At 67.9% G+C, this 23,965-nt stretch carries 25 protein-coding genes and 2 tRNA genes; 14 read left to right on the forward strand and 13 right to left on the reverse strand.

What is annotated here, in order from left to right:
* Nucleotides 1-19 precede the first annotated feature (19 nt).
* The 8 genes from AC4HOU_RS07650 to AC4HOU_RS07685 all read left to right on the forward strand — a co-directional run bounded on the left by AC4HOU_RS07650 (nt 20) and on the right by AC4HOU_RS07685 (nt 10,629).
* Nucleotides 20-1,477 (forward strand): FHA domain-containing protein, encoded by a 1,458-nt coding sequence (locus AC4HOU_RS07650; protein ID WP_490724305.1) that lies wholly within the window; start codon nt 20-22, stop codon nt 1,475-1,477.
* Nucleotides 1,478-1,678: 201 nt separating this feature from the next.
* Nucleotides 1,679-2,146 (forward strand): FHA domain-containing protein FhaB/FipA, encoded by a 468-nt coding sequence (locus AC4HOU_RS07655; RefSeq protein ID WP_014348331.1) that lies wholly within the window; start codon nt 1,679-1,681, stop codon nt 2,144-2,146.
* Nucleotides 2,143-3,624, forward strand: coding sequence for a PP2C family protein-serine/threonine phosphatase (locus AC4HOU_RS07660; RefSeq protein WP_163816595.1), 1,482 nt, complete (start codon nt 2,143-2,145; stop codon nt 3,622-3,624). The genes AC4HOU_RS07655 and AC4HOU_RS07660 overlap by 4 nt, the downstream gene beginning before the upstream one ends.
* The gene (locus AC4HOU_RS07665) at nt 3,624-5,111 is read left to right on the forward strand and encodes an FtsW/RodA/SpoVE family cell cycle protein (RefSeq protein WP_194990765.1); all 1,488 of its coding nucleotides are present in this window, start codon (nt 3,624-3,626) and stop codon (nt 5,109-5,111) included. The genes AC4HOU_RS07660 and AC4HOU_RS07665 overlap by 1 nt, the downstream gene beginning before the upstream one ends.
* The gene (locus tag AC4HOU_RS07670; RefSeq protein WP_163816592.1) at nt 5,111-6,577 is read left to right on the forward strand and encodes a peptidoglycan D,D-transpeptidase FtsI family protein; all 1,467 of its coding nucleotides are present in this window, start codon (nt 5,111-5,113) and stop codon (nt 6,575-6,577) included. Before AC4HOU_RS07665 ends, AC4HOU_RS07670 begins: the two co-directional genes overlap by 1 nt.
* Nucleotides 6,578-6,614: 37 nt before the next feature.
* Nucleotides 6,615-8,138 carry a protein kinase domain-containing protein gene (locus AC4HOU_RS07675; protein WP_163816590.1) on the forward strand — a complete coding sequence of 508 codons (1,524 nt, stop codon included), beginning with the start codon at nt 6,615-6,617 and terminating at the stop codon, nt 8,136-8,138.
* Nucleotides 8,135-10,072, forward strand: coding sequence for a Stk1 family PASTA domain-containing Ser/Thr kinase (pknB, locus tag AC4HOU_RS07680; protein WP_194990001.1), 1,938 nt, complete (start codon nt 8,135-8,137; stop codon nt 10,070-10,072). Before AC4HOU_RS07675 ends, pknB begins: the two co-directional genes overlap by 4 nt.
* A gap of 137 nt (nt 10,073-10,209) precedes the next feature.
* Nucleotides 10,210-10,629 (forward strand): CBS domain-containing protein, encoded by a 420-nt coding sequence (locus tag AC4HOU_RS07685; protein WP_014348325.1) that lies wholly within the window; start codon nt 10,210-10,212, stop codon nt 10,627-10,629.
* A gap of 13 nt (nt 10,630-10,642) precedes the next feature.
* On the opposite strand, the gene AC4HOU_RS07690 is transcribed toward AC4HOU_RS07685, so the two are convergent.
* The 3 genes from AC4HOU_RS07690 to AC4HOU_RS07700 are packed head-to-tail and all read right to left on the reverse strand — an operon-like array spanning nt 10,643 to nt 12,447.
* Nucleotides 10,643-11,101: a dCMP deaminase gene (locus AC4HOU_RS07690; protein ID WP_490724306.1), complete on the reverse strand. Its 459-nt coding sequence runs from the start codon at nt 11,099-11,101 to the stop codon at nt 10,643-10,645.
* 15 nt (nt 11,102-11,116) lie between these two features.
* Nucleotides 11,117-11,806, reverse strand: coding sequence for a RibD family protein (locus AC4HOU_RS07695; protein WP_163816586.1), 690 nt, complete (start codon nt 11,804-11,806; stop codon nt 11,117-11,119).
* Nucleotides 11,803-12,447, reverse strand: a complete 645-nt coding sequence (locus AC4HOU_RS07700) for an aminodeoxychorismate/anthranilate synthase component II (protein ID WP_490724307.1) — start codon at nt 12,445-12,447, stop codon at nt 11,803-11,805. Before AC4HOU_RS07700 ends, AC4HOU_RS07695 begins: the two co-directional genes overlap by 4 nt.
* Nucleotides 12,448-12,561: 114 nt before the next feature.
* On the opposite strand from AC4HOU_RS07700, the gene crgA reads away from it, so the two are divergent.
* Nucleotides 12,562-12,828, forward strand: a complete 267-nt coding sequence (gene crgA, locus AC4HOU_RS07705; RefSeq protein WP_014348321.1) for a cell division protein CrgA — start codon at nt 12,562-12,564, stop codon at nt 12,826-12,828.
* 117 nt (nt 12,829-12,945) lie between these two features.
* Nucleotides 12,946-13,365: a PH domain-containing protein gene (locus AC4HOU_RS07710; protein WP_178128301.1), complete on the forward strand. Its 420-nt coding sequence runs from the start codon at nt 12,946-12,948 to the stop codon at nt 13,363-13,365.
* Between the two features lie 67 nt (nt 13,366-13,432).
* Here AC4HOU_RS07710 and AC4HOU_RS07715 read toward each other — a convergent pair whose 3' ends face one another.
* Nucleotides 13,433-14,305 (reverse strand): rhomboid family intramembrane serine protease, encoded by an 873-nt coding sequence (locus AC4HOU_RS07715; RefSeq protein ID WP_194990004.1) that lies wholly within the window; start codon nt 14,303-14,305, stop codon nt 13,433-13,435.
* A 130-nt stretch (nt 14,306-14,435) separates the two neighbouring features.
* Here AC4HOU_RS07715 and AC4HOU_RS07720 point away from each other — a divergent pair, with 130 nt between their 5' ends.
* Nucleotides 14,436-14,648, forward strand: a complete 213-nt coding sequence (locus AC4HOU_RS07720) for a hypothetical protein (RefSeq protein WP_163816577.1) — start codon at nt 14,436-14,438, stop codon at nt 14,646-14,648.
* A 3-nt stretch (nt 14,649-14,651) separates the two neighbouring features.
* Here AC4HOU_RS07720 and AC4HOU_RS07725 read toward each other — a convergent pair whose 3' ends face one another.
* The 3 genes from AC4HOU_RS07725 to AC4HOU_RS07735 all read right to left on the reverse strand — a co-directional run bounded on the left by AC4HOU_RS07725 (nt 14,652) and on the right by AC4HOU_RS07735 (nt 18,370).
* A complete protein-coding gene (locus AC4HOU_RS07725) occupies nt 14,652-15,512 on the reverse strand; it encodes an ABC transporter permease (protein ID WP_163816575.1) in 861 nt (286 codons plus the stop codon).
* On the reverse strand, nt 15,509-16,519 hold the full coding sequence (locus AC4HOU_RS07730; protein ID WP_163816573.1) for an ATP-binding cassette domain-containing protein: 1,011 nt from the start codon (nt 16,517-16,519) through the stop codon (nt 15,509-15,511). The genes AC4HOU_RS07725 and AC4HOU_RS07730 overlap by 4 nt, the downstream gene beginning before the upstream one ends.
* A gap of 930 nt (nt 16,520-17,449) precedes the next feature.
* Nucleotides 17,450-18,370, reverse strand: a complete 921-nt coding sequence (locus AC4HOU_RS07735; protein WP_194990006.1) for an acyl-CoA dehydrogenase family protein — start codon at nt 18,368-18,370, stop codon at nt 17,450-17,452.
* 125 nt (nt 18,371-18,495) lie between these two features.
* On the opposite strand from AC4HOU_RS07735, the gene AC4HOU_RS07740 reads away from it, so the two are divergent.
* Complete coding sequence (locus AC4HOU_RS07740; protein ID WP_490724308.1) at nt 18,496-19,404, forward strand: oxygenase MpaB family protein; 909 nt, start codon at nt 18,496-18,498, stop codon at nt 19,402-19,404.
* A 4-nt stretch (nt 19,405-19,408) separates the two neighbouring features.
* Here the strand turns inward: AC4HOU_RS07740 and AC4HOU_RS07745 are convergent, their stop codons facing one another.
* On the reverse strand, nt 19,409-19,945 hold the full coding sequence (locus tag AC4HOU_RS07745; RefSeq protein WP_490724309.1) for a pyridoxamine 5'-phosphate oxidase family protein: 537 nt from the start codon (nt 19,943-19,945) through the stop codon (nt 19,409-19,411).
* A gap of 82 nt (nt 19,946-20,027) precedes the next feature.
* On the opposite strand from AC4HOU_RS07745, the gene AC4HOU_RS07750 reads away from it, so the two are divergent.
* Complete coding sequence (locus AC4HOU_RS07750; RefSeq protein WP_163816564.1) at nt 20,028-20,450, forward strand: winged helix-turn-helix transcriptional regulator; 423 nt, start codon at nt 20,028-20,030, stop codon at nt 20,448-20,450.
* Between the two features lie 59 nt (nt 20,451-20,509).
* Entirely contained in the window at nt 20,510-21,505 is a 996-nt protein-coding gene (locus AC4HOU_RS07755; protein ID WP_490724310.1) for a DUF1444 domain-containing protein, read from the forward strand.
* A 7-nt stretch (nt 21,506-21,512) separates the two neighbouring features.
* Here AC4HOU_RS07755 and AC4HOU_RS07760 read toward each other — a convergent pair whose 3' ends face one another.
* The 5 genes from AC4HOU_RS07760 to AC4HOU_RS07780 all read right to left on the reverse strand — a co-directional run bounded on the left by AC4HOU_RS07760 (nt 21,513) and on the right by AC4HOU_RS07780 (nt 23,940).
* Nucleotides 21,513-22,046, reverse strand: a complete 534-nt coding sequence (locus AC4HOU_RS07760) for a hypothetical protein (RefSeq protein WP_490724311.1) — start codon at nt 22,044-22,046, stop codon at nt 21,513-21,515.
* A gap of 306 nt (nt 22,047-22,352) precedes the next feature.
* Nucleotides 22,353-22,428 (reverse strand) — tRNA-Ala (locus AC4HOU_RS07765).
* Nucleotides 22,429-22,446: 18 nt separating this feature from the next.
* Nucleotides 22,447-22,554: a DLW-39 family protein gene (locus tag AC4HOU_RS07770; RefSeq protein ID WP_014348311.1), complete on the reverse strand. Its 108-nt coding sequence runs from the start codon at nt 22,552-22,554 to the stop codon at nt 22,447-22,449.
* A gap of 29 nt (nt 22,555-22,583) precedes the next feature.
* Nucleotides 22,584-22,657: transfer RNA gene (locus AC4HOU_RS07775), tRNA-Ile, on the reverse strand.
* A gap of 197 nt (nt 22,658-22,854) precedes the next feature.
* Nucleotides 22,855-23,940 (reverse strand): DUF3566 domain-containing protein, encoded by a 1,086-nt coding sequence (locus AC4HOU_RS07780; protein WP_163813339.1) that lies wholly within the window; start codon nt 23,938-23,940, stop codon nt 22,855-22,857.
* Nucleotides 23,941-23,965 lie beyond the last annotated feature (25 nt).

Here is a 23,965-nt window from a genome sequence, read left to right on the forward strand (position 1 = left end):
CACCGAAGGGAGGGCCGAGATGGGCATCGTTTCGAGATTCGAGCGTCGCCTGCAAGGCGCCGTCGGTGATGTGTTCGCCAGGGTCTTCGGTGGGAGCGTCGTGCCGCAGGAGGTGGAGGCGGCGTTGCAGCGCGAGGCGGCCGATCACGTCCAGGAACTCGGCGGCGGGCATCTGCTCGCACCCAACAGTTATGTGATCACGATCAACTCGTCGGATCATCAGCAGCTCGACGCCGATCACGACCTCACGACGCGCGCGTTCGCCAAGCATCTGCAGGACTTCATCCGCGAACAAGGGTGGCAGACCTACGGCGAAGTACACGTGGCGTTCGAGGCATCCCCTACGCTGCACACCGGACAGTTCAGGGCGAGCGGCCGGGTCGATCCCGACGTCGGCCGTGCGGCTCCCGCAGCTCGCAGCCCGGAACCCCCGCCACAACGACCCGCACACCCGCAACCAGGAGCTGGCCCCATGACGCAGAACTCTGGCTACGACCCGAGCCGTGAGCCCGCGGAGTCCGATCCACGCAACCGCGGGTACGCACCCCCGCCCGCGGGACGCGGGCCGCAGAACGGCGCGTACCCCGAGGACTACGGTTCGGGCGCGCCCTACGGTTCGGGCGCCGACTATCGCGCGCCGGAGTCGCCGGGCTACGGCGATTACCAGGGTGGCGATTACCAGAACGGCTACGACTACCAGCAGGGCGGTCAGCAGGCCTACGGCCAGCAGGGCGGCTACGGCGACCAGGGTTACGGCCAGGCCGATCCCGGTTACGGTCAGCCCGGCTACGCCGACCAGGGGTACCAGCAGCAGGGCTACGCCGATCAGGGCTACGGCCAGCAAGGCGGGGGCTACTCCGAGCCCGGCTACGGGCAGCCCGGTTACGCCGATCAGGGCTACGCACCGGCCCCGGGCGGTCAGCAAAGCGTGGGGCAACCCGGCTATGGCGAGCAGGCCTACGCCGACCCGGCCTACGGCGCCCAGCCGGGCTACGGCCCGCAGGGGGCTCAGCAGGGCTACGGCCAGCCCGGCTACGCCGACCAGGGCTACGCGGATCCGGGATACGGCGATCAGGCCGGCTACGGCGACGATCAGAGCTACGGCCAGGCGTACTCCCAGCAGCCCGGTTACGGCGCGCAGGGCGGCTACGCCGGCGGCGGATATGCCGCGGCTCCCGCGGCCGGCTCGGGCTATTCGGCAACCCTCCAGCTCGACGACGGCAGCGGCCGCACCTACCAGCTGCGTGAGGGCAGCAACATCATCGGCCGCGGCCAGGACGCGCACTTCCGCCTGCCGGACACCGGCGTCTCCCGTCGGCACATCGAGGTCCGCTGGGACGGGCAGACCGCCATGCTGTCGGATCTCGGCTCGACCAACGGCACCCTGGTGAACGGTTCCCCGGTGCAGGACTGGCAACTGGCCGACGGCGATGTGATCCGCGCCGGGCATTCCGAGATCCTGATCCGCATCGTCTGATCCCGTAAGCTCGCGATGCAGGTCACGACATGACTGTCCGGAAATGGGCGGTCGTGGCGTGTCCGTATCGGCTGACGGCCCTATGATGTGCCCACACACGCGAGGCACCGCATACGGAGCCGGCAAGACCAGCACAGCGGTGGGGGTGGGTCGAACCACACCTACGGCACCGACACACGGTCGAACAGGAGGTGGAGCGCCGTGCAGGGACTGATCCTGCAGCTGACCCGTGCGGGCTTCCTGCTGCTGTTGTGGCTGTTCGTGTGGGCGGTGCTGCGGACCTTGCGCAGCGACATCTACGCGGCCTCCGGCATCCGGGTCCAGCCGAGGGCCGCGCGCGGTCCCGCGGTGCTGCCGTCCCTGCGCCGAGGCCAGAAGGGCGCCAAATATCTTGTGGTGACTCAAGGTTCACTAGCCGGCACCCGCATCACCCTCGGCACCCAACCGGTGCTGATCGGCCGTGCGGACGATTCCACGCTGGTACTCACCGACGACTACGCTTCGACCAGACATGCGCGGCTGTCACAGCGTGGTGACGACTGGTACGTCGAGGATCTCGGCTCGACGAACGGTACGTATCTCGACCGCGCGAAGGTCACCACCGCTGTCCGTGTTCCGCTCGGCGCTCCCGTCCGGGTCGGCAAAACTGTGATCGAGCTCCGATCGTGACACTTGTTCTCCGCTACGCAGCGCGCAGCGACCGCGGTCTGGTCCGGGCCAACAACGAAGATTCCGTCTACGCGGGTGCCCGCCTGCTCGCCCTCGCCGACGGCATGGGCGGACACGCGGCGGGCGAAGTGGCCTCGCAGCTGATGATCGCGGCGCTGGCCCACCTCGACGACGACGAACCGGGCGACGATCTGCTCGGCAAGCTCGACCGCGCCACCCGTGAGGGCAATGCGGCCATCGCCGATCAGGTCGAGGAGGAACCCGAGCTCGACGGCATGGGCACCACGCTCACCGCCATGCTGTTCGCCGGTAAGAAGCTCGGCCTCGTGCACATCGGCGATTCGCGCGCCTACATGTTGCGCGACGGCGAGCTGGCCCAGATCACCAGGGACGACACCTTCGTCCAGTCGCTGGTCGACGAGGGCCGGATCACCCCGGAGCAGGCGCACACGCATCCGCAGCGTTCGCTGATCATGAGGGCGCTCACCGGCAACGAGATCGAGCCGACGCTGGTGATGCGCGAGGCACGCGCGGGCGACCGGTATCTGCTGTGCTCGGACGGGCTTTCGGATGTGGTCAGCGATGAGACCATCGCCAACACCATGCGCGAGGGCAGCACCGACGAATGCGCCGACCGGCTGATCGAACTCGCCTTGCGCAGCGGCGGACCCGACAACGTCACCGTGGTCGTCGCCGATGTCATCGACCTGGATTACGGGCAGAGCCACCCCATCGTCGCGGGCGCGGCGTCGGGCCAGGACGAGGACACTCCACCGCCGAACACCGCGGCCGGCCGAGCCGCCGCCATGCGCCCGCCGCGTGCGGCGCCGCGCCGGGCCGCCTCCGCACCGGAACCGCCGCCCGCGGCGAAATCGCATCGGCTGCGCTGGATCCTGCTCGCGGTCGCGCTGGTGGCCGCGGTCGGCGTCGGTCTGCTGGTCGGGTACAAGATGATCCGGTCCAACTACTACGTCGGCGCCGACAACGATCGCGTCGTCGTCATGCGCGGGCTGCCGGGCTCGATCCTCGGCTACTCGATCCATGAGGTCGATCTGGTCGGCTGTGTCGCCGCCGACGGCAAGCTGACGCTGGTCGACGCCGATGCGGACATGCCTGCCGATTGCCGGGAACTGAAGGTCGAGGACCTGAAGCAGACCGGACGCGACCAGGTGGACAAGGGCCTGCCGCCCGGCTCGCTGGACAAGGCCAAGGACCAGATGGCCGTGCTGGCCGACCGGGAACTGCTGCCGCCGTGCGACACCAAGAGCTCGGTGCCGCAGCCAGGTGTCGTCGCGCCGCCGGTTGTTCCGCCGACGGGCCCCGCCCCGACCACCACCACCGCGCCACCCCCGGCTCCGGCACCCAATGGTGAAGGCGCGCCGCCGGCCTCGGCCACCCCGACGCCGGCGCCGCCGACCACCACGGCTCCGCCGACCCAGCCCCAGACCGCGGGGGAGAACTGCCGGGTGACGGACTGATGTCCGCACCGGCACCACCGTCCGCCGGGGCCTATCCGAGTCCCCCGGGCGGCTTCGCTCCCGCGCCTGCGCCGAGCACCAGACGCAACAACGAGCTGTTGTTGCTCGGCTTCGCGGCAGTGGTCACCACCGCATCGCTGTTCCTGGTCGAGGCCAGCCAGGAGCAGTCGATCACCTGGGACATCGCCAAATACGGTCTGGCCTACCTCGCTCTGTTCGGGATCGCGCATCTGGCGATCCGCCGCTTCGCACCCTTCGCCGACCCGTTGCTGCTGCCCATCGTCGCGCTGCTCAACGGCCTCGGCCTGGTGCTGATCCATCGTCTCGATCTGGCCGATCAGCAGGCCGCCGCCTACAACGACTGGCCGGTGCCTTCCCCCGACGCCACCCAGCAGATCCTGTGGACGGCGCTCGGCACGATCGTGTTCATCACCTTGCTGATCGTGCTGCGCGACTATCGCACGCTGGCCCGCTACAGCTACACCCTGGGACTGATCGGGCTGGTCGCGCTGGCGATCCCGGCGCTGCTGCCGAGCCGATTCTCCGAAACCAACGGCGCCAAGATCTGGATCCGGCTGCCGGGTTTCAGCATGCAGCCGGGCGAGTTCGCCAAGATCCTGCTGATCATCTTCTTCGCCTCGGTGCTGGTGGCCAAGCGCGATCTGTTCACCGCCGCGGGCAAGCATTTCCTCGGCATGGAGTTCCCAAGGGCCCGCGATCTCGGCCCGATCCTCGCGGTGTGGATCGTGTGCATCGGGGTGCTGGTGTTCGAAAAGGATCTCGGCACGTCGCTGCTGATCTTCGGCACCGTGCTGGTGATGCTCTACATCGCCACCGAGCGGGTGGGCTGGCTGATCATCGGTGGCGGGCTGCTCGCACTCGGATTCGTCTTCGCCTATCAGCTGTTCGGGCACGTGCGGGTGCGCGTGGAAACCTGGCTGCACCCCTTCGACGACTACAACAACACCGGCTACCAGATCTCGCAGTCGCTGTTCGGGCTGGCCACCGGCGGGCTCGCGGGCACCGGGCTCGGTAGCGGCCGCCCGTCCCAGGTGCCCTTCGCCAAGACCGACTTCATCGTCACCACCATCGGTGAGGAACTCGGCCTGATCGGGCTGACCGCGGTGCTGATCCTGTTCCTGGTGTTCATCATGCGCGGGATGCGCACCGCGCTCGCGGTCCGCGACAGCTTCGGCAAACTGCTCGCCGCTGGTCTGTCGTTCACCATCGCGGTCCAGTTGTTCGTTGTGGTCGGCGGTGTCACCAAGCTGATCCCGCTGACCGGTCTGACCACGCCGTTCATGTCCTATGGTGGTTCGTCGCTGCTGGCCAACTACGCGCTGCTCGCGCTGTTGATCAAGATCTCCGACGCGGCCCGCGCGCCGGCGCCGGTCCGCAAGAAGGAAGTCGCACCGCCGCCGATCGCCGAGGCGCCGACCGAGATGATGCGGCGGGATCAGAACCGTCAGGAAGGGGGGCCGAGGTAGTGAACACTCCCCTACGCCGGGTCGCCGTCGCGGTGATGGTCATGGTCGTCGCGCTGCTGGCCAACATCACCTACGTCCAGGTCATCAAGGCCGACGATCTGCGCGCGGATCCACGCAACTCCCGGGTGCTGCTCGACGAGTACTCGCGCCAGCGCGGCCAGATCTCGGCCGGCGGCACCGTGCTCGCCAGCTCGGTTGCCACCGACGACCGCTACAAATACCTGCGCACCTACCCCACCGCACCCGAGGCCTTCGCCCCGGTGACCGGCTTCTACTCGATGCAGTACGGCAGCACCGGGCTCGAACGCGCGGAGGATCCGGTGCTCAACGGCTCGGACAATCAGCTGTTCGGCAGCCGGCTGGTCGATCTGTTCTCCGGGCGCGATCCGCGCGGCGGCAATGTGGTCACCACCATCGACCCGGTCATGCAGCAGGTCGCCTACGACGAGCTGACCAGCAAGGGCTACACCGGATCGGTGGTCGCGATCGAGCCGAGCACCGGCAAGATCCTGACGATGGTGTCCACCCCGAGCTACGACCCGAACCTGCTGTCGGGCCACGACGGCGCCCAGGGCACCAAGGCCTGGGAGCAGCTGAGCTCGGACCCGAACCAGCCGATGCTCAATCGCGCCGTCTCGCAGACCTATCCGCCCGGCTCCACCTTCAAGGTGATCGTCACCGCGGCGGCGCTGTCCAACGGGGTCGCCACCCCGGAAAGCCAGTTCACCGCCGCGCCGAACATCACCCTGCCCGGCACCAGCACCACGCTGGAGAACTACAACGGCACCACCTGCGGCCCAGGCCCGACCGCCTCGCTGTACGACGCGTTCCGTATGTCGTGCAACACCGCGTTCGTCGAGCTCGGTGTCGATGTGGGCGCCTCGAACCTGAAGGACGAGGCCGCCGCCTTCGGCATCGGGCCGCATCGCGGGGTGCCGATCCCGGTCGCCGAGAGCACCGTCGGGCCGATCCCCGACGATGCCGCACTCGGCCAGACCAGCATCGGTCAGCGCGACGTCGCGCTGACCCCGCTCAACAACGCGGTGATCGCCGCGACCATCGCCAACGGCGGCGTGCGGATGGAGCCGTACCTGGTCGACCAGCTGCAGGGCCCCGATCTGAGCGTGCTGTCGGAAACCACACCGGTGTCGGTCGGGCAGGCCGTGAGCGCCCAGGTAGCGTCGACCGTGACCAACCTGATGGTCGCCTCCGAACAGAACACCAAGGGCGGTGGCGGACGGCCGTACCAGATCGCGTCCAAGACCGGAACGGCCGAACACGGCTCGGACCCGCGTAATACCCCACCGCACGCCTGGTATATCGCCTTCGCGCCCGCGCAGAACCCGAAGATCGCGATTGCGGTCATCGTGGAGAACGGCGGTGACCGCGGGGAGGCGGCAACCGGTGGGTCGGTCGCCGCGCCGGTAGCCCGCGCGGTACTGGACGCGGGCCTGCAAGGGCGCTGAACGAGATGGATGTGCGAGTGAATCTGCGGGGAATCCGATGCTGAACAACGGTGCGATGATCGCGGACCGGTACCGGCTGCAGCGGCTGATCGCCACCGGCGGTATGGGCCAGGTCTGGGAAGCCCTCGACACCCGTCTCGACCGGCGGGTGGCGGTCAAGGTGCTCAAGTCGGAGTTCTCGGCCGATCCCACCTTCCGGCATCGGTTCCGCACCGAGGCCAAGACCACCGCGCAGCTCAACCACTCCGGCATCGCCGGCATCTACGACTACGGCGAGACCGTCGACCCGCAGGGCGGGGAGGTGGCCTACCTGGTCATGGAACTGGTGCAGGGCGAACCGCTCAATACGGTGCTCAACCGGCTCGGCAGGCTCTCGGTGGCGCAGGGCCTCGACATGCTCGAACAGACCGGCCGGGCGCTGCAGGTGGCGCACGCCGCCGGTGTGGTGCACCGCGATGTGAAGCCCGGCAATATCCTGGTTACCCCCGCCGGGCAGGTGAAGATCACCGACTTCGGCATCGCCAAAGCGGTGGACGCCTCGCCGGTCACCAAGACCGGCATGGTGATGGGCACCGCGCAGTACATCGCACCGGAGCAGGCCGTCGGCGAGGACGCCACCGCCTCCAGCGACGTGTACTCCCTCGGCATCGTCGGCTACGAGGCGCTGGCGGGCCAGCGCCCGTTCAGCGGCGACGGCGCGATCACCGTCGCGATGAAGCATGTGCGCGAGACACCACCGCCGATGCCCTCGGATCTGCCGCCCAACGTGCGCGAACTGATCGACATCACCATCGGGAAGGATCCGGCCCAGCGGTACGCCGACGGCGGCGAATTCGCCGACGCCGTCGCCGCGGTGCGGGCTGGCCGCAGGCCACCGCCGCCACGCGGGATGGGCACCGGACCCGCGCCCACCGGCGCCACCAGGGTGCTCCCGCCGGGGCCGACGGTAGTGCTGCCCTCGGCCCAGCCCGCCTACGACAACGGCGCGACCGTGCGTTATCCGACGGCGGCGGCGACCGGCGCGGCGACTCCGACGACGGTCGGTGCCACCGCCGCCTCCGGGCGCGCGCCGATGCCGCCCGACGACCACAAACGCGGACCGACCTCTACCCAGAAGTGGATGGCCGGGCTCGGTGTCGGCGCCGTGGTGCTCGGCGGGCTGGTGATCTGGCTGCTGTTCGGTGGCGACACCAACCCCGATCCGACCAGGCAGATCGAGTCGACCACGGTCGCGCCGCACACCACAAAGCCGCTGCCGCCGCCGGTCACCACGACGGTGCGGCCGCTGCCGCCCCCGGTGACCACCACCGAGGAACCGACCACCACGCAGCCGCCGACCACCACCACCGAACCGCCCACGTCGACGACCACCGAACCGACCACCACCGAACCGTCGACGACCGAGCCGACCACCACGGTTCAGCGCACCTCGACACAGCCGACGACCACCCGCGGGCGGGTGCCGACCGTCGACATACCATTGCCCGAGATTCCCGGTGCCCGACGTCCCGTCGTCACCGAAAGCAGCACGCCGGCTACTTCCCAGCAAGGACTGCCATGACGACCCCGAAGAATCTCTCCTCCCGGTACGAGCTGGGCGAGATCATCGGGTTCGGCGGGATGTCGGAGGTCCACAAGGCACGCGACCTGCGACTGAGCCGGGATGTGGCGATCAAGGTGCTGCGCGCCGACCTCGCCCGCGACCCCACCTTCTATCTGCGCTTCAAACGAGAGGCGCAGAACGCGGCCGCGTTGAATCATCCGGCCATCGTCGCGGTGTACGACACCGGCGAGGCCGAGGTCGACGGCGGCCCGCTGCCCTACATCGTGATGGAGTACGTGGACGGCGAGACGCTGCGCGACATCGTGCGCGGCAAGGGTCCGCTGCCGCCGCGCCGGGCGATGGAGATCATCGCCGATGTCTGCGCCGCACTGGATTTCAGCCACAAGGCCGGGATCGTGCACCGCGATATGAAGCCGGCCAACATCATGATCAATCGGTCCGGCGCGGTGAAGGTGATGGACTTCGGCATCGCCCGCGCCATCGCCGATGCCGCCAACCCGATGACGCAGACCGCCGCCGTCATCGGTACCGCGCAATACCTCTCGCCGGAGCAGGCGCGCGGCGAATCCGTCGACGCCCGCTCGGATGTGTACTCGGTGGGCTGTGTGCTCTTCGAGATCCTCACCGGCGAACCGCCTTTCACCGGCGACTCGCCGGTGGCGGTGGCCTATCAGCATGTGCGCGAGGATCCGCGGCTGCCCTCGCTCGTGCACGACGGGGTGCCACGCGAACTGGATTCGGTGGTGCTCAAGGCGATGAGCAAGAACCCGGCCAACCGGTATCAGACCGCCGCCGAAATGCGCGCGGATCTGATCCGGGTGCTCGGCGGGCAGAAGCCGAGCGCGCCGATGGTGATGACCGACGAGGACCGCACCACCATCCTCGGCTCGGAGGAACCGGCACAGCACTCGTACCACACCGTCGACAACCATGACCGCTCCGCTTATCGCGGCGGTGACGACACCGGTGAACAGGAGCCGGTGGAGCCGCCGAGCCAGCGGCGCACCGCCTATCTGACGTTGGGCGCGGTGGCCGCGGTGATCGTCGCGATCGCCCTGTTCTGGGTGCTGATCGGGCCGGGCAGCAAGCCCGATCAGGTCGCGGTGCCGGATCTGTCGAACAGTTCGGTGCAGCAGGCCGAGCAGAAACTCGAGGATCTCGGTTTCCACGTCGCCATCCAGGAAAAGCCCGATGCCAGGGTCGCTCCCGGCAATGTGATCGCCACCCAGCCCCTCGGCGGTTCCCGCGTCGACGAGGGCAGCACCATCACCCTGCACGTGTCCACCGGGCCCGCGCAGATCCAGGTGCCCCGGCTGACCGGATTGACCAGGCAGGAGGCCGAGCAGAAGCTCAACGCCATCGGATTGCGGCTGGATCCCCAGGTCGACAAGGAGGCCTCCAGCACCGCCGAGTTGGACAAGGTGATCGGCCAGAACCCGGCCGAGGGCGCGAGCGTAGAGGTCGACCGGGCCGTCAAGGTGACCATCGGCAGCGGGCCGGAGCAGGTCCGGGTGCCCAATGTGGTCGGCCAGGACATCGAGGTCGCCGAACCGAATCTGGTGGAGGGCGCGCAGTTCAAGGTCGTCGTCCAGGAGGTCGTCTCGTCCCGGCCGAAGGGTGAGGTCATCGCGACCAGCCCGGCCGGCGGTTCAACCGCGGAGAAGGGATCGACCGTCACGGTGCAGGTCTCGCTCGGCGCCGATTTCACCATGCCCAGCCTGGTCGGGCTGAACGCCTCGCAGGCCGTCGACCGGCTGCGCCAGGCCGGCTGGGCCGGCTCGACCACCCAGATCGTGCAGAACACGCAGGTCACGCTGGATTCGGCGAACGTCGGCAAGGTGCTGAACCAGCAGCCGGCGGCGGGCTCCTCGGTCGGGCGCAACAGCACCGTCGTCATCTACACCGGGGTGCTTCCGCTCGGCCCGCCGTGATCCACCGCGCCGCCGGACCGGCCGCCGGATTCGGGCGAACGGGATGCCGATTCACCGAACCGGTCGGTCCGTGCGGTGCGACAATTGATGGGCTCCATCCCGATCAGCTCAGCTGAATCCATGAGGAGGTAGCCCAGATGACCACTGCCAGGGACATCATGAAGCCCGGCGCTCAGTGGATTTCCCGAGATCAAACGGTCGCACAGGCGGCCCGCGTGATGGCCGAACTCGGTGTCGGCTCGCTCGTCATCGCCGACGAGAACGAACGGATGTGCGGCATCATCACCGACCGCGACATCGTGGTGAAATGCATCGCCCAGGGTCTGTCCCCGTCGGGCACTCGCGCCGCGGAGCTGTGCGAAGCGACGCCGCGCTGGATCTCGGCCGACGCCGACGTCGACGAGGTGCTCGACGAAATGGAGACCCACCAGGTCAAACGCATGCCGGTGATCGAGAACAAGCGCCTGATCGGCATGATCAGCGAGGCCGATCTGGCCAGGCATCTCGATGACAACCAGCTCGGCGAGTTCGTCACCGCCGTCTACGGCAGGCCGTGACGCGCTGAACCGATCAGGACAGGTCGAGGTGGCGGTTCATCGCCATCGCCGCCTCGGCCAGTTCCGGTAGTTCGACCACCTCGACGCCCTGCTGCCGCAGCCGTTCCACGCCGACGCAGTTGGTGACAAAGGTGCCCGGTTCCCGCCAGGCGATGACGACTCTGGGGATTCCGGCCCGCAGGATCCGCTCGGTGCACGGCAGCCGCGTCGCCGTGGCGCGCTCCGAACACGGTTCGAGGGTGCTGTAGATCGTCGCACCCGCCAACCGGGGATCATCCGCGGCCACTTTGTCCAGCGCGGACTCTTCCGCGTGCACCTTCGGATCGGTTCCCCGCGAATATCCGGAGCTGATCTCGACACCGTCGGCGACGATCACGGCACCGACGGAGAAGGCGGTCGCGCTGCGCGGGGCGAGGTTGGCGAGGTTGATCGCGCGCAGCATCCAGTTGTGGTCGGTCGAGGCGATACCCACTATTGCCTCCTCCTTTTACGCTTCGGGCAGATCACCGGTCTTGGGCAGATAGCGCAGCACCGCGACATCGCCGGCGCGCCCGACCTCGGCCAGCCGCATCCGCCGCCGCGCACCACCGGGGAAATCGGCCGGTTCCAGTATCCGCGGGGCGGCGGCGTCGCCGACGATCAGCGGCGCGATCGCGAGCACCAGTTCATCGGCGAGCCCGGCCGCCAGGAAACCGGTGAGGATGCGGGTGCCGCCCTCGACCATCAACCGGCCGATTCCACGATGACCGAGATCATCGAGCAACCGGCCGAGCTCGATCTGTTCGCCGAGCGCGACGACCTCGGCGGACTCGCCCAGCCGGTCGCCGAGCCGAGCCGCTCCGGCGACGGTGGTGTAGACCAGCTTGTCACCGCCGTGATGCCAGAACCGCAGCTCGGGATCGAGATCACCGCCGGCGGTCACCGTGACCTTGAGCGGGTACTCGGGCTTGCCTGCGGCGAGACGCTCGGCTCGCCGAGCCGCGTCGTTCACCAGCAGTCGCGGATTGTCACTGCGCAGAGTCTGCGCGCCGACCAGGATGGCATCCGATTCGGCCCGCACCTGATCGACCCGGTCGAAGTCCTCGGCGCTCGACAACAGCAGCCGCTGCGGGCTCGCGTCGTCGATATAGCCGTCGACGCTCGCGGCGACCGAGAGCAGCACGTACGGCCGGCTCATGAGATCGCCAGCGCCGCGACCTCCGCCTCCAGCATCTCCACCAGACCCTCGGCGGGCCGTTCGCCGCACACTTCCAGCCAGTTGGCCAGCATCCGGTGGCCGCCCTGGGTGAGCACCGATTCCGGATGGAACTGCACGCCGTGGATGGGCAGGTCGTTGTGCCGCATGGCCATCACGATCCCGCTTTCGGTGCGGCCGAGCACCTCGATCTCCTCGGGCAGGGTGTCTTCGAGGACGGTCAGCGAGTGATAGCGGGTGGCGGTGAACGGATCGGGCAGTCCGGCAAGCACGCCCGCGCCGATATGGAAGACCTCGCTGGTCTTGCCGTGCAGCAGCTCCGGCGCCCGGGTGACGGTGGCGCCGAAGGCCGCCCCGATGGATTGATGGCCGAGACACACACCGAGCAGCGGGGTGCGCTGCCGGGCGGCGGCGTGGACCAACTCGATGCTCGCGCCCGCGCGATCGGGGGTGCCGGGCCCGGGGCTGATCAGAATGCCGTCGAATTCGATGGCCACCGCATCCAGATCGGCCAGGCGCTGGTCGTCGTTGCGCCAGACTTCGGCCTCCGCGCCCAGCTGGCCCAGGTACTGGACCAGGTTGTAGACGAAGCTGTCGTAATTGTCGACGACCAGAACACGCATGGTTCGAGATTACGTGGCCTACCCACAGGCCGTCGCATCCATTACCAGTTGGGATAGCCTAGAGAGAACCGGAGGGACGCCGGTATTGCCCTGTTCGCCGAATTCGAGGACGTCATGCCCAAGTCCAAGGTCCGTAAGAAGACCGACTACTCCAGCTCCCCCGCCAGCCGCACCCCGGTGAAGGTGAAGGCCGTCGGTCCGTCGCCGGTCTGGTACGTCGCCATCATGCTCGGGTTCATGCTCGCGGGCCTGGTGTGGCTGCTTGTGTATTACCTCGCGGGCGATCAGATCAGCTGGATGCGCGACCTCGACGCCTGGAACTTCCTCATCGGCTTCGGCCTGATGGTGATCGGCCTGATCATGACCATGAGGTGGCGCTGAGCCCGGTTGCCGGCCGCCCGTATTACAGACGTGTCATTCATGCACACCTGTGGATGAACCTGTGGACAACTCGAGGAAATCGTGAATCCTGAGTCGCGCCTTTCGTGGACCACACCGATGTCCGCGCTGGTCGCGGCGAGCGCGGGCGGCGTCATCCTGGCGGTGGTCGCGGTGCTGAACAACGATCCACCGGGCCGGTTGCTCATCGGCCTTGCCGCCGTGCTGCTGCTGGGGCTGGCCGGTCTCGGGTTCCGGCAGCGCCCCCGGCTCTCGGTGATTCCCGGCGCGGATCCACGCTTGGTGGTGCGTTCGCTGACCGGCCCCACCGAATATCGCCCCGACCAGATCCTGCGTGCGCGCATCGTCTACTACCGCCGTCTCGGGCGCCGCACGCCGATGCTGGAGATCGAGCTCATCCACAATGACGCCGAGCGGCTGCTCATCTTCGGGCGCTGGGACCTGGGCACCCACCCCGAAGACGTCTACGACGTCCTGGTCGAGCAGCTGCGGCTGAGCGGGGACATCACCCGGCCCTGAGCAGGATGCGCAGCCTCGCGCTTCGCGGTCGGTGTTTCGCGTGAAACATTCCCGCCCGTGCGTGCACTCAGGGCAGCAGTGACGCTGCCGCCGTCCCGAGGACGGCCAGCGAGATCACCGCGACCGCAGCGACCGCGGACCAGCCGATGATCTGCGCGCTGCGCGTCGACCCGGCCTTCAACCAGGCGGGCAGGAACAAGATGCCGAGGGTGGCCACTGTGCCCGCCGCGAGCCCGCCGAGATGGCCGAACAGTGAGATGCCCGGCAGCGAGAAGCTGATGAACACGTTGATGCCGATCAGGATGAACATGCTGTTGGCGTTCTGCCGCAGCCGGATCAAGATCACCGTGATGGCCCCGAACAGGCCGTAGACCGCGCCGGACGCGCCCGCCGTGAGGCTGTCCTGGGAGAACATCATGACCGCGGCCGAACCGCCGAGCAGCGAGACCAGATACACCGCGAGGTAGCGCGTCCGGCCGAGCACCAGCTCGATATCGCGGCCGACCACATACAGCGCGAACATATTGAGCAGCAGGTGAATCGGCCCATAGTGCAGGAAACCGGAGCCGATCACCCGGAACCAATCGCCATCGGCCACCGCAGGCGGGTACATCACCCAGCGCAGGAACAGCTGCGAGCCGTTGTAGTTGTCGATCAGGCTGCGTGATTGCGCGGCGGTAATGGCGAATACCGCGACGTTGATCGCGATCAACGCGTACGTGACATATGGGATCCGCACTCGCGGTGCGGCGGCCGTCGACACCGTGCGCACCTGCGGGGCGCCGCGGTTGTCCGCGCGCAGGCAATCCACACAGTGCTGGCCGACCGAGGCCGGACGCAGGCATTCCGGGCAGGCGGGGCGACCGCACCGGGTGCAGGCCAGGCCGGTCACCCGATCCGGGTGCCGGACACACGTCGTCGCGGGAGGTTGGGGGTTCATCGGCTCATTCGAATCGTGCCGGCGGCGCCGACGCGGTCATGGTCACCCGACCATCGTGCCATGGCGTCCCGGACAGCGCGCTGACCTGGGGCTCGGTGCGCGAGCCCGGGGTCTGTGTCAGAGTTGACCCATGAGCTCGAGGTCCCCGCACCTGTCTTCGCGTTCCCGTAATCGGCTTCTGACCGCCGCCGCCGTCGCGGCCGCGGGCGGTGCCGCCTGGCTGGCCCGGGCCAAGCGCCCGCAGCCGCCGGAGCCGGCCCCCGCCCCGCCGCGCATCGGCTACTCCCGAAACGGTTCCGCGCCGACCCCCGAGACGGGTGCCGGCGCGGATTCGCAGAGCTGAGCCTCAGCGGCTGACGCTGCGCTTGTACCGCCACAGGGTGAGCGGGACGAAGACCGCCAAGATCACCACAACCCAGATCAGGGTCGTCGCGACCGGATGCTGCATCGGCCAGGTGTCCGGCGGCGGCTGTACCGGCGAGGTGTTGCCGAACAACTCGCGAATCGCCTGCGTGACGGCCGAGACCGGGTTCCATTCGGCGAATACGCGCAGCACCGTCGGCAGTTCCTCGATCGGCACGAAGGTGTTGGCCAGGAAGGTGAGCGGGAAGATCACCATGAAGCTGGCATTGTTGAACACCTCCGGTGCCCGCACGATCAGACCGACGAAGGCCATGATCCAGGAGATCGCGTAGGCGAACAGCAGCAGCAGCACATAGGCCAGCACCGCGTCCACCAGTGAACCCCGGATCCGCCAGCCGACGATCAGGCCGGTCAGCGACATGACCACCAGGCTCACCACATTGATGACGACATCGCTGATGGTGCGCCCGATGAGCACCGCGACCGGCTCCATCGGCAGCGACCGGAACCGGTCGATGATGCCCTTCTGCATATCCTCCACCAGGCTCAGCCCGGTGAAGGTCGCGCCGAACACGCAGGTCTGGGCAAAGATGCCGGCGATGAGGAATTCGCGGTAGCCACCCTCCAATCCGGGCACCTTGATCGCCGTGCCGAAGATGTAGGCGAACAGCAGCACGAACATGATCGGCGAGAGCGTGCTGAAGATGAGCACATCGGGCACGCGCTTGATCTTGATGACGTTGCGCTTGGTGATGGTGATGGTGTCGGAGACGACGGTCGAGAGCCGCTCACCGAGACCAGGGCCGTGATCGGGCACGACCGGCGTGGTGCTGACCGCGGTCATCGAGTCTTTCCTTCCGTAGCTTCCAGCGCGCCGAGGCCCTCGGCCGCGTCGTCGGCGTTGATCAGTTCCTCGGCCTCGTGTCCGGTGAGGGTGAGGAAGACGTCGTCGAGCGATGGGCGCCGCAGGCCGACGTCGTGGATTTTCACGCTGTGGTCGTTGAGCTTGCCGACGGCCTCGACCAGGGCCTGCGAGCCGTTGCTGACCGGCACGATGATGCGCCGCAGGCCCGGTTCCAGATGGATCTCGCCGTCGGCCAGACCCGCCAGCGCCTGCTGCGCGATGGCCAGGTTGTCCACATGGTCGACGGTCAGCTCGATGCGGTCACCGCCGACCATCGTCTTCAGCTCATCGGCGGTGCCCTTGGCGATGACCTTGCCGCGATCGATCACCGCGATGGAATCGGCGAGCCGATCGGCCTCCTCCATGTACTGGGTGGTGAGCAGCAAGGTGGTGCCGCCGGCCACGAGTTCCTCGATCACATCCCACAGATCCAGCCGGGCTCTCGGGTCCAGGCCGGTGGTCGGCTCGTCGAGGAACAGCACCGGCGGCGCGGCGACCAGCGCACCCGCCAGGTCAAGGCGCCTTCGCATACCGCCGGAGTAGCCCTTGACCGGGCGATCGGCGGCGTCGCTGAGCCGGAATCGGTCGAGCAGTTCGCGCGCGCGTTCTTTACTGCGCTGGACGCCCATGTGGTACAGGCGTCCGACCATTTCGAGGTTCTCGAAGCCGGTGAGGTACTCGTCGACCGCCGCGTACTGGCCCGACGCGCCGATCCGGCGGCGCAGTGCCCGCGGATCACGCAGCACATCGATGCCCGCGACGGTGGCGCGGCCGCCGTCGGGGATCAACAGCGTCGTCAGGACGCGGACGGTGGTGGTTTTCCCGGCGCCGTTCGGGCCGAGCAGGGCGGTGACGGTGCCCTCGGGCACGGTCAGGTCGAGCCCGTCGAGGGCGACCTGCGGGCCGTATCGCTTGACGAGACCCTCGGCGACTATTGCGTCACCCATGATTCTCCTGAAGTTCGTAGAGCTCGATGACATGCGGTGTCGGTGGCCGGCTTCCTCGGCGACCTGCTGATATGACGGCCCCGGGTGCCGAAATTAATCGCGAGGGCCGGCAACCGGACCGATCGCACCATTCGGACGATCGACCAGACCTGGTGTGAGTATTGCGCGTCGGGTGACCGATTTCATCCGATTTGCCGGGCCGCCCGGTTACCGGTGGGCAACGAAAGAAGGCCGCACCGCGATCCGGGCGGTGCTCGGGGGTACCGGATCGGGGTGCGACCGATTCGATGATCCCGCCGGCGGGGGCGAGCGGTCGCGCGTACCGGACTACTCGAATCCCGGCGGGCCGGTACTCGTTCGGGCGCGGGGACGGCCCGCGTCCGGGTAACCGGAGGCGGAAATACACCGGCGACGGCAGCGTTCGCGAGGCGAGGTCGTCCACGCGAGGGATGCTGCCACGGGGGTACGACACATTTCTGATATCGCGTCGGCTACCGCACAATGGCCGGCACCGACGACGACGACACGCGGCCGGCGATAGCACCCCGGCAGACGCTACAGCGACCGGTCGGCATGTTTACCGATCGCACCTGAACTCCTGGACAACCGCGTATACAGCCCGGTAAACCGGTGCGGGCCTGCGCTTTTGGCAACCATGGAGCCATCGGCGGGCCGACCCGGGATCGAGCCGGGTGTCCGATTCACCAACCGCGGGACCCGAACCCTGTGAATTACCCCGAAAAAACTTCGAAACCGACTGTCCTCATACACACAAAAACGTGGATCTTCGCGTAGGATCGTTCTCGTCGGCCCCTCCCCCCCGGGCCGACCTTACGCGGGCCTCGGCTAACTCCCCCCCTTCGCCGAGGCCCGCTCTCATGTCCGGACGAGGTTCCGCCGGAACCGATTGGCGGAACCTCGTTTCCGGCACTAATGAGCGGGGCCGTGCACCGATTGCCAGGCCGCGGTCAATCGCAGGCCCCGCACCTTCCCGGCAACCCGGAGCAACGGCAGATCGCGCTCCCATCGGCGGGCGTCCTCCGGCTCGGCGGCCGCCCAGATCGGCGCCGTCATCGTGGGTAGTTCGTCGAAGCGGGCGAGCACCCCGCCCAGCGCGATATGGACACCGGGCGAACTAGCCGGCGCCCGCCCGAGATCACGCAAGATCGCCGCGTCGGCCAGCAATTGCTCCAGCAACGATCGCGCCACCGCTCCCTTGCGCCCCATCCTGATCAGCCAGCCCAGCGCTGCCGCGAGCACGTGAATGTCCTCGATGGTGCGGAACGGTTTCAGATAGTCGGTGTAGCCGTCGCCGGGCAGCAGCCGCCCTCGGGCAGCGGTGAATGTGACCGTCGCATGCGGTATTTCCGGGATGAACGGGGTTTCGGGAAGCGCGGACCGCACCACGGTCGTCTGTTCGGCATCCACGAGCACGGCAGCCAATCGGTTGCGGCCGCCGGCATCGGTGCCCGCACTGGCGATCACCACCAGACGGTCAGCGGGTTCGCCGAGGGTGGCGAAGGTCTTGGTCCCGTCGACCAGCCAGTGCCCGGCCCGCTCGGTGACGGTGGTCCGGATCGCCGCCGGATGCCCGCCGCCCTGCTCGGTCGCGCACAGCGACACCAGATCCTCCGGGGACAGCTGCGGCAGCAAGGCTCGCAGGGCCGCTTGATATCCGGACAGGAACGCGTATCCGAGTCGATCAGCGCCGAACCCGCAAGCCAGTGCCGCATCGACGGGGGCCTCGAACCGCGCGGCGGTGTCCCGGTGCCGCTGCCAGGCCTGCGACACATCGGTGAGCGCCGCGACCTCGGCCGGCGCGGTGAGCAGGTAATCGAGTACAGAATCCACCCCTGCACGCTAGCGGTGTGCCGCCGGCTCGGCGTCCGGCCAAGGAAACACGCACTGCGATCGTGAGAGAGTTAGAGTATTATTTTCTCACGCTCGCTCACTGTCGCCGATCAAGGGAGATCGCAATGACCGCGTCCGTAGAGGCCGAATCTCGCACCACCTACCTGCCCGAACCACGCCCCATCGGCCCGGGAACCCGGATGTGGGACGAAGTCGGTCTGGTCACCTTCTCGCTCACCGCTGGTTCCGCCTTCCTGCTACAGACGATGGAGCCGACGATTTCCGCGGTCGTAGATGAACACTCCACCTTCCGCACCGACCCGATCGGCCGCGCCGTACGCAGCCTGTCCGCGGTGATGACATGGACCTACGGCGGCCCGGAAGCGCTGGCCGAAACCGCCCGGCTGCGCGCCATGCACGCATCGCTGAACACCACCGACGCCGCGGGCGTCAAGCATCGTGCATTGTCCAGTGGGCCGTGGGCCTGGGTCTTGCACACCGGCACCTTCGCCTTCAGTGAGAACGCAAAGTACTTTTCCAAGCGTCCACTCACCCCGGCGGAAAAGGAGCAGTACTACACCGAGACCTTGCAGCTCATGCGTAACTTCTCGGTGCCACCGAAGGAAGTGCCCGCCACCTACGCCGACTTCGAGAAGTTCTTCGCCGACACCGTCGAGAACCATCTGGTCGCCACCCAGACCGCGCACGATTATCTGCGGGTGATCCGCTCGGTCGGCGCTCCGAAGGGCCTGCCCAAGGTGCTCGTGCCGGTGTGGAAGCGGGCGGCTGCCCCGATCGGCGCGCTGCAATACTTCGTCACCGTCGGTACCACGCCCGAGTCCGCCCGCCGCAAGCTCGGCCTGACCTGGTCGGAATCCGACGAACGCAAGCTGCGCGCCATCGGCTGGGTGATCGCCAGGCTCGTGCCACTGCTGCCGGAACGGTTGCGCTACTTCCCCATTGCCTATGAGGCCCGCAAGCTGGAGCGGGATCGCGCCCGCTTGCAGACCGTCATCGCCAAGCGCCCGATCTGAGCTCTCACCGGGATACCGGGGCGGGCCCGGCCGTTACGTCGGCCGGCGCCTGCCAGATCCGGCTGCGCAGATCCCGGCCGCGGATCACCTGGATCCGCCACGGCTCCAGCCGCATGATGTGCAGGGTCGGATCGTCGGGTGCGCTCCAGAATTGCCCGAGCTGATATCCGGCGCCGCGCGGGCTGGTGCGTGCGTACATCCGCCAGATCCGTTCCCTGGTCCGCGGGTCGTGCACACCGTTGGCCGGATCGTCGATCCACTGCGCCGTCGCATCGACGGCGACCGAATTATTGCTGCCCTGAGCCCAATACGAGAAGTTCACGTGCGGGTTGCGGACGATGTGGGCGGACTTGATCGGCGTCCGGTAGGTCGCCAGCCATCCGAGCGGCGTGCCGTCGACGTTCTCCCATACCGGGATCAGCACCCTGGTGCGCGGACGGTTCTTGCTGTCCACGGTCACCATCGTCGCGTACACGATGCGCCCCACATAGGCATCGAATTCGGATTCGATCTCCGCGAACGACCCCACTTTGCCGACCATCACGCCACCTCCACCTCGGTTCCCGAAGTACCTGTCGGTTACTCCTTGTAACTGAGAGCATCATCGGTCACTATTTGATTCCATGGAAGACGGCACTTCTGAGTCACTCGGTTACTGCGCGGATACCGACGACTACACCGCGAAACAATGGGACACCCGCGAAGACTGCGATGTGCGCCAGATCCTGGACCGCATCGCCGACAAATGGTCATTGCTGACGATCGCACTGCTGGCCGGTCGCACCATGCGCTTCACCGAATTGCGGCGTGAGATCGACGGGGTGAGCCAGCGGATGCTCACCCGCACGCTGCGGCATCTGGAACGCGACGGGTTGGTGCGGCGCACGGTGTATCCGGTGGTTCCGCCTCGGGTGGAGTACCAGCTCACCCCGCTCGGCGGGAGCCTGCACGAAACTATTCAGGCGCTGGTCACCTGGACCGAAACACATCAGCGCGAGATCGCGGCGGCGCGCACCGCCTACGACGGCAGGGCCGAAATCGCTTGATACCCGGCGGTTGTCGCCAACGCCAGGAAGTGTCGTAGGCGACCGTTACCGTGTGCGACGTGACCGACTTCGAGGTTCCTCAGAACTGGGCCGAGGCCCGTCCCCTGCTGCGGCCGGTGCTCCGGCCCGTGACCTACCGCAGCACCGTGCCCGCGTCCGATCAGCCGCTCGGGCGCACCGTGCTGCCGTTCGTGGACGAGCTGGTGGCCGTCGACCTGCCCGATCGGCGCACCATCGTCAATGACGATCATCGAGCGGCGTGGAATGTGTCGGCCGATGAGGTCTTCGCGGCCGCGTTGGCGAATCTGTCCACGATGGCCCAGCTGCCGGACCTGGAGGCCGGTTCCGTGCTGCGTTTCGCCGACGACGGCGACGGCTACTTCACGTCCTGGCTGCTGGTTCCGGGCTGGTTGGCGGGCTTCCGGGCCGGCTACGGCCGCCGCCCCGTGGCGTTCCTGCCGGATGCGGACACGTTGATCGTGGCGCCGGATGATCCGGAGATGGTCGGTTCGCTGTTCGAGATGGTCGAGGAGCAGTACGGCGAGTCCGAGCGTCCGCTCAGTCCGCAGGCCTACACCGTCGATGACGACGGCCGGGTGGTGCCCTTCGATCAGGCAGGCCCGCATGAGCAGCTGCCTGCCGCGCAGCGGGCCCGCTGCGGCCTCGCCGTCACCGAGTATGCCGCGCAGACCGAGTGGTTGAACGAAATCCTCGAAGAGGACTTCGATTTCGAGTCGCTGGACGCCGAGCTCGCCGACTCCTCCAGCGCCTATGTCGCCTCGCTGATGTACTACGACCCCGGCGACGGCCCGCGCACCATCACCGCATGGGGTGAGGGTGTGGATTATCTGTTGCCGGAAGCCGATCTCGTCGTCTTCTGCGATACCGACGACAACGGTGAGGAACGCACGTTGTTCGACGCGCCGTTCGCCCGCGTGGTCGAGATCCTCGGCCTGACGCCGGTGCCGGGCCTCGCGCCCACCCGCTACGAGATCAGGAGCTGGCCCGAGCCGGAGCAGCTGCGCCGGATCGAGCAGGCCGCCGCGCTCGGCTGAGCAGCGTTCACCGTTCCCGGCGTCGTGGGAACCGGATGTTCAGCGGCGCCGGGTCACGCACCTGGGTGCGTTCGGCGGGCGCCACCAGGATCGCCGCCAGCCCGAGGACGGGTAGCAGTGCCGCCGCGAGAACGCTGAATGTGAAACTCACGCCGCCCATCTCGGTCGGTTTGTGGAGCAGGTGGTAGATCAGGTGCGGTACTCCGAAAACCACCCACCCGAGCCCGGCGACCCGCGCCAGCAAGCTGTCCCCGTAATACAGTGCCGCGCCGGTGACGGCCGCCAAGGCGAGGAAGAACGCCCCAACGTCCGCGGCCAGGTGATGGTTGTACGGCCCGTCGGCGGATATCCAGCGCATCCCGAATCCGGGAAAGCTGGTGTACCAGGACCGCGGCGCCACCACTGCCCACGCCCCGACCAGCAGCCCCTGAATCGCGAGTATCCACAGGGCGATTCGCAGAATCAGCCACCGCCGCCGATTGATCTCGAACCGCATCCGAACCCGCAGCCCGTCCCCATCCCCCCGTATCGAGATCCGCATCGGCCCCTCCATCCACACCCGTGCCCTCGGCGAGTGCAGTAAACGTAAGCCGACAGCAGTGCGCTGGCAAGACAGGCGCAGCTGGGAAGATTCACGAACTCCCACCCGTAAGGCTGTGCGGTGATCGCAGCCCACCGGCCGCGACAAGCGTCACCGCAGCCACCGACCGAGCACCTTCACGGCGGGCCTACCTGAGAGGGGGTCCGGGGGCGAAGCCCGCCGGGCGGGGCGTGGGGGCTGCGCCCCCACAAAACACGCGGAACCAAAACACCGGCGAGCGCTTTCCGCGAGCATCGCCGGTGGATTTGGTGGAGCCTAGGGGAATCGAACCCCTAACCCCTGCCTTGCAAAGGCAGTGCTCTGCCAATTGAGCTAAGGCCCCGGGTGGCTGCCCGAGCTGTCAGCGGGTGGTGACCTCGTGCCACAGGTCGGCGTCGTTGCGCTGGCGCAGTTTGGTGATTCCGATGAGAACCGCGACCACGACACCGAGTGTGAGGAGAATTTTCATGGTTCCCACCCTACTGTGATGTTCGGGAGTGGGCCTAGGAGGACTTGAACCTCCGACCTCTTCGTTATCAGCGAAGCGCTCTAACCGCCTGAGCTATAGGCCCGTGTGTTCGTTGTTGTGTTCAGCCGGGTACTGCACCGAACGCAACGACCGAGAACAGAGATTACCCGACGTGCCGACTACGACCAAAACGCCTGGTAGATGGGCTGCGGACGAGGGTGGGCCGAGCTTGCCCCGGCAACGATAACGGCCGGCACCGCGCCCGGCGGAGGGCGTCGGTACCGGCCGTCGGGTGGGGTTCTAGTCCGGGTCGGCCAGGGTCACCTGGATGCCGCCGACCAGATCGCAGCACTGGTTGTAGATGAACGTTCCGACGGTGGCCAGCGCGGTGAACAGCACCACGTTGATCAGCCCGATGACGCCGGCGTAGCCGAACACCGTGCCCGCATCGATCAGGCCGGTGGACGCGCCGCTGTCCTGCGACACCATTTCGGTGAAGGTGTCGTTGAGCCGCTCCCACACGCCCATGCCCTCGAGCACGATGTAGAGCAGCCCGACGGCGAGCATCCACACGAAGAACAGCGCCACGCTGATCACCAGGGTGATCTTCAGCGTCGACCAGGGGTCGATGCGACGGATCTGGACCGTGGCGCGCAACGGCTCACCGGCGACCGCCTGGGCGACCGCGACCGGCACCGCGGGCGAGACCGGGGTGGGGCCCGGCTTGGGCGCGGTGGGGTTCTCCGGGGGCAGCGGATGCCGGATCTCGGACAGATCCGGCATGTCCTTGGTGAGTTCGGGGCGGGAGATGCTGCGGGTCGGCCCGTCGAGGCCCACCGACTTCACCATCGCCGCTTCCTTGCGAGCCGCCTTGGCCGCGAGATCGGCCGTGGTCCTGGCATTGCCGACGCCCCCGCCGAGACCGCCACCACCACCGAGGCCGCCGCCTCCGGCGGGCGCCTGCCTTCCGGCCACCGGCGAATGCCCGGGCCGGGGCAGGTTGGACTGCGGCTCCCGCTGCGGCAGCGCCGACCAGCCGTCCTGGTACCGCGACTGACCGCCGCCGTTGCCGCTCGGCGCACCCGAATCGCCCTGCGGCGCTTGACCGGAACCGTTCATCCGGACGGTCTGATCGGAGGCGCTACCGCCCTCCTTCGGCGCCGATTCAGCGCTGTCGGAGCCGAAATCGCCCTGCTTGTCGTCATTTTCGCGCGACGGTGCGGCGGGCCCGGCGCCGGCCTGCGGATTCGCGCCCGCCGGACCGCCATTGGACGGTTCGGACTCCGGTCGTTGGATCGGCCGGGGCGGAATCGGTGACGGTGCGACCCGTTCGGTCACGCCGTTCGTCTGCTGCCGCTCGTCATTCGGCTGATTCGGAGTGGTCAATGCAATCCTCAGATCCGTTCGTTGC

It is taken from the genome of Nocardia sp. JCM 38205 (assembly GCF_058222935.1).

Excerpts from the sequence above, each read along its gene's own strand:
- AC4HOU_RS07650 (WP_490724305.1), top strand. The coding sequence starts at position 20 with ATGGGCATCGTTTCGAGATTCGAGCGTCGCCTGCAAGGCGCCGTCGGT.
- AC4HOU_RS07665 (WP_194990765.1), top strand. The coding sequence starts at position 3,624 with ATGTCCGCACCGGCACCACCGTCCGCCGGGGCCTATCCGAGTCCCCCG.
- AC4HOU_RS07675 (WP_163816590.1), top strand. The coding sequence starts at position 6,615 with ATGCTGAACAACGGTGCGATGATCGCGGACCGGTACCGGCTGCAGCGG.
- pknB (WP_194990001.1), top strand. The coding sequence starts at position 8,135 with ATGACGACCCCGAAGAATCTCTCCTCCCGGTACGAGCTGGGCGAGATC.
- AC4HOU_RS07685 (WP_014348325.1), top strand. The coding sequence starts at position 10,210 with ATGACCACTGCCAGGGACATCATGAAGCCCGGCGCTCAGTGGATTTCC.
- AC4HOU_RS07695 (WP_163816586.1), bottom strand. The coding sequence starts at position 11,806 with ATGAGCCGGCCGTACGTGCTGCTCTCGGTCGCCGCGAGCGTCGACGGC.
- AC4HOU_RS07700 (WP_490724307.1), bottom strand. The coding sequence starts at position 12,447 with ATGCGTGTTCTGGTCGTCGACAATTACGACAGCTTCGTCTACAACCTG.
- crgA (WP_014348321.1), top strand. The coding sequence starts at position 12,562 with ATGCCCAAGTCCAAGGTCCGTAAGAAGACCGACTACTCCAGCTCCCCC.
- AC4HOU_RS07710 (WP_178128301.1), top strand. The coding sequence starts at position 12,946 with ATGTCCGCGCTGGTCGCGGCGAGCGCGGGCGGCGTCATCCTGGCGGTG.
- AC4HOU_RS07715 (WP_194990004.1), bottom strand. The coding sequence starts at position 14,305 with ATGAACCCCCAACCTCCCGCGACGACGTGTGTCCGGCACCCGGATCGG.
- AC4HOU_RS07720 (WP_163816577.1), top strand. The coding sequence starts at position 14,436 with ATGAGCTCGAGGTCCCCGCACCTGTCTTCGCGTTCCCGTAATCGGCTT.
- AC4HOU_RS07725 (WP_163816575.1), bottom strand. The coding sequence starts at position 15,512 with ATGACCGCGGTCAGCACCACGCCGGTCGTGCCCGATCACGGCCCTGGT.
- AC4HOU_RS07730 (WP_163816573.1), bottom strand. The coding sequence starts at position 16,519 with ATGGGTGACGCAATAGTCGCCGAGGGTCTCGTCAAGCGATACGGCCCG.
- AC4HOU_RS07740 (WP_490724308.1), top strand. The coding sequence starts at position 18,496 with ATGACCGCGTCCGTAGAGGCCGAATCTCGCACCACCTACCTGCCCGAA.
- AC4HOU_RS07745 (WP_490724309.1), bottom strand. The coding sequence starts at position 19,945 with ATGGTCGGCAAAGTGGGGTCGTTCGCGGAGATCGAATCCGAATTCGAT.
- AC4HOU_RS07750 (WP_163816564.1), top strand. The coding sequence starts at position 20,028 with ATGGAAGACGGCACTTCTGAGTCACTCGGTTACTGCGCGGATACCGAC.
- AC4HOU_RS07760 (WP_490724311.1), bottom strand. The coding sequence starts at position 22,046 with ATGCGGATCTCGATACGGGGGGATGGGGACGGGCTGCGGGTTCGGATG.
- AC4HOU_RS07770 (WP_014348311.1), bottom strand. The coding sequence starts at position 22,554 with ATGAAAATTCTCCTCACACTCGGTGTCGTGGTCGCGGTTCTCATCGGA.